Origin of the sequence: Flavobacterium sp. (assembly GCF_044371705.1) — a bacterium.
Taxonomy (GTDB): Bacteria; Bacteroidota; Bacteroidia; order Flavobacteriales; family Flavobacteriaceae; genus Flavobacterium.
Genome location: NZ_JBILTE010000215.1, coordinates 1 through 4,094, shown reverse-complemented (window position 1 = coordinate 4,094; position 4,094 = coordinate 1). Strand labels below are relative to the sequence as shown.

Genomic DNA, 4,094 nt, shown 5'->3' with positions numbered 1-4,094 from the left:
ATCCGAATAACCAAATTTCCTTGGTATGTTTTTTCGAAAAGGTTTTTTCAAAAACAATGTTGCCGGGGACTTTTTTGCCATTGTAAACTACTACAGAAGTTCTGCCGCCTGAAAGTCGATTGATGACAAATACATCGTCTTCAAGAGTGCCCACAACGACTCCTTTTTTCTCTAATAATTTGTGATAGCTTTTGGCAGTACGATCCAATTTATCCAAACGGTTTTTTAAATACAATTTCAACGTGGAGTTGGTTTCATCTTTTATTTCCGAAGGAAGATTTGCAAATGCTTGATTGATTTGCTCATTGGTCAGATGTTCTTTGATGAATTGTACCTGCTCGAGCCACATTTTTTCATCACAATCGGCCAAAAGTGCCAAATCGAGCGGGTAAACTTGCAAATTGAATTTTTTAATTTGTTTCAAATTGTAACTGTAGGATTGCATCTGACCCATGGCGGGAATGCTTTTCAAAAGTCCTAAAAAAGTCCCGTCGTATTTTGCAAATGCCTGATCTCTGTTTAATGGGATGGGTCTGTAAATGGTTTTGTCTTGCTCTTGATGCACACTCCATTGCCAATTTTCAGCATTTCTGTCCCAATCGCCAATAAGCATGTCCAAAAGTCGTGCACGCAGGTAATTTTGGGTGTCTACCTGATGGCTTTTGTTGGTGTGAATCAAGTGAAGCATAGCATCGGTTCCAATACTGTTTAAAGGTTTTTCACTTAAATAATACAAAGCGTCACCAAAATTTTCGTTGTAGTTTTCTAAAACTTTGTGTTTGGGAATGTAGAGTAATTCCGGTTGCATGGCTTGAACGCCAATTGCTTTTGACAAATCGGGAAGAACCAACGGCATAAAAGGGTGAATGGCGGTAAAATAATCCATCAGAAAACTTTCCGTTAGTTCATTTTTGCTTTTGTCTTTCGTTAATTGGTTTTTGTAAACGAGGGAATTAAAGAAAGATGCAGCATCTTTTTGTAAGGGAATCATCACATATTCTTTTCCTTTTTTACTTGAAAAATAAAGGGAACCTGTAGTATTTTCAGTATCCAAACCAATGGGTTTCAAACCACCATACAAGGTATCTAATGTGGCTGTTTGAACCAAAATTTGTTGCTGATAGTACTTTTTATAATGGTTGCCCCAAAGGAATTTGTAAAACGGACCTCTTTCTACAACCGATTTTCCAAAAACAGACGTTTGTTTAGTTGAGTCAAATTTTTTAGGATACGATTCATTTTTGCTGTTGTATTGTGGGTCTCTGGTTTTTTGCTTAAAAAGCAACACTTCTTTTCTGTTGATAGTGGTGTAATAGGAAATGGTTGAAGCACCGGTTGCATAAACATCCAAAACTGCGTAGCCAAAACCACCGTAACTGAAATCGGTGGGTTCTACTGCTTTTGCAGGAGCAACATACGCTCCGGAACCACTGATTATTTGTTGAATACCCTCTCTTTTGAGGTATTGCATATTTTTTTCGTGGCCGGAAACTACTAAAATATTGTCGTATTTCTGAACCGTGATTTTAATTCTTTGAACGAATGCACTGTAAATGATGTTTTGAATATCTTGAGAATTATAACCACTCGCTTTTCGAATCAAATTAATAAACGATCCTGCAATGGGAAGTGGGACTGAATTATCAAAGGGAAATAACTGTTGGTTCAGCGAATAGTGTCCACCATAAACGCCATTGCTTAACAAGGGATGATGCATGGCTAACACAATCGTTTTTTGCTGGTTTTGAAGAAGCATCGTTTCAAAAGCCTCAAAAAATTGTTCACGGGTTTTGATGGTACAACCGTTGTTTATTTCCGGATGTTTATCCCAATCTTCCATGAACCATTGCGAATCAATGGTAATCAATTCAACGGTTGGGCTGAGTGATTCAGACGCTATTCCACAGCCGTTTTTGGGAAGTAATTCACTCTTTTTCTTCGAATATTTTTGAATAATTTTTTCTTGCGATAATAATCCGTTCAAGCCATAGCCCCAGTCTGCTTCGCCCGGAATCATAAAAACGGAACCTTTGAATTTTTGTGAAAGGTCGAGTTGTTTTTTAATTTTTTCTGTCGCTTGAACATTCGTTTCCAAATTCCTAATGGGTGTATCGTCAATGGGAAAAATGTTATCACCTAAAAATACCAGTGAGCTGTTTTCAGAAGCATTTTCCAATCTTTTCTTCAGAGAATTCAAGTTGGCTGTTGCTTCATCGTTCAAGGTGTTGGCCGCATTGCCGGTAAATATGACCGAGTAGGCAATGGTTGTCGTATCCAACGATTGATTGTTGTAAAAAGAAGTAGCTTGACTACCCATTTGTGTTTGGGAGGTCGTACAACCGATAAACAAACTTGTAAAAACCAGCAGGAGTAGTGTTGAAAGAAGTGTTTGGGTGTAAAAGGTTCTTTCAAAAGTCATTCAATGGTAATTTTGGGATTTACTTTTCAAATATAGGAATAAAACTCGGCTCAAAAAGTCTTCAAAAAGAAAGCGTTTACAACCTTTGGGAGTATAAACGCTTTTTGTGCTTGAAAAAGTATTTTTGCTCTAGTGAAATTTGTTACGAGCGAGACGCTCGCATTAGCAGTGAAGTAATTAATTTTGTTCTATTCTTATTGTTATCTTCTTCTCTCTTAACTCATCCTTTGTTATAATGAACTTTGTTTTTTTAGTTACCTCAATTAAATACTCGGAATAATCATCAATTAATTTTCCGTTAATAATAACTTGGAATTTGTCATAATCGGTATTTTTCGATTGAATGTTTTTGACATAATCATCTAATTTTAGGAGAGCAAATTGTTCTTTTCTTTCAATTATATAAGCACTTCGATAACCACTGTGAATTTTTTCACAAGGATTTTGAATAGCGTAGATAGATTTTATATTTGTTGAGTCTAGTAATGTTTTGGAAATGTTTATTTTCTTTTGTTTGTCTAAAACATAATCTCCTGCTTTAACAATTAAAGAGTCGTTTATTTTTATTTTTTCACAATCCGTTTTAAAACTATTCAAACTGTCATTTTGATTAATCTGTGCAAATGAAAAGTTAGATATTAATACAAGTAAAAGAAAATTTTTAAATTTTTGCATTTCATTTTGAGATTAGGTTAGTTTACTTCCGCTCCAACAAAACAATCCCCATCTGACTATCAATCTCCACTTTTCCGTCTTTTACAACACTTGAAATACCTGAAAATGCATCGTGAACTTCCGTCCCGTCTTCAAAAACAGAAGAAACATTGATTTCTTTTTTTCCAAATGGTAATTCCAAACCAATTACTACTTGATCGGTAAAATCACCTTTGGTAAAAGTTCGGCTAAACGTATAAAACGGAGCTTTTGAAATTTCTTTGTGAATTCCCGCTCCAATCGCTGGATGGTTTTTTCGAAACTGACCAATTTTTTGAAAATGAGTCAGTACTGTTTTCGTTGCTGCATTGGTTGGTATGTCTTCCCAATTCATAAACGAACGCAAGGTAGCATCGCCTTCAGCTCCTGCTATTTCTAGCGAACGTGCAGTTTCATCGCCATAGTATACTTGTGAAATTCCGGGAGTTAATAACAATTTGGTTCCGGCATCAATTGCTTTTTCTCTTTTCTTGTCAAACGGCCAACCGTCGTCGTGCGAAGTCACGTAATTCATGACACTCAATCCCTTTAAATCGGAATTCAAAATGTTGGAATAGTTTGAAAAGAGTTCTTGATAGGGTTTGTTAGCATCGCCTTTAAAATCAAAATTGATGAGCGACGCAAATCCGTTTTCAAAATAGTTTACTTTTTTATCGCCAAAATTGTAGAGTTGTCTGCCATTGATTCCGTAACCATACACTTCACCAACCAAAAAGAACTCGTTGTCATCCAACACATTTTTAGGATTGTCTTTTTTGTACTGTGCAAACACGTCTTTACAAACTTTAGAAAAATCTGCCCAAACATCTTCGGTGGTATGTTTGACAGTATCCACGCGATAACCGTCAATTCCGAAATCGGTGATGTAATCTGCCAACCATTTCATGATATAATATTTCGGAGCTCGAGGATAACCGGTTCGTTTGAAAAATTCATCCAATTCGGCTACTTCTTGTTCGTA

2 protein-coding genes and 1 pseudogene are annotated in these 4,094 nt (G+C 36.2%); all 3 read right to left on the bottom strand.

Annotation, left to right across the window (positions count from 1 at the left end; translation table 11 throughout):
* Window positions 1-2,419 (bottom strand): annotated as a pseudogene (locus ACIQ2S_RS11850) (metallophosphoesterase); the annotation flags it as partial.
* 177 nt (window positions 2,420-2,596) lie between these two features.
* Entirely contained in the window at window positions 2,597-3,094 is a 498-nt protein-coding gene (locus ACIQ2S_RS11845; RefSeq protein ID WP_396176252.1) for a hypothetical protein, read from the bottom strand.
* A gap of 22 nt (window positions 3,095-3,116) precedes the next feature.
* The coding region (locus tag ACIQ2S_RS11840) for an alpha-amylase family glycosyl hydrolase (protein WP_396176250.1) at window positions 3,117-4,094 on the bottom strand (978 nt) is incomplete at its 5' end.

Bases quoted from the DNA above. Each gene is read 5' to 3' on its own strand.
- ACIQ2S_RS11845 (WP_396176252.1), bottom strand. From the start codon at position 3,094: ATGCAAAAATTTAAAAATTTTCTTTTACTTGTATTAATATCTAACTTT.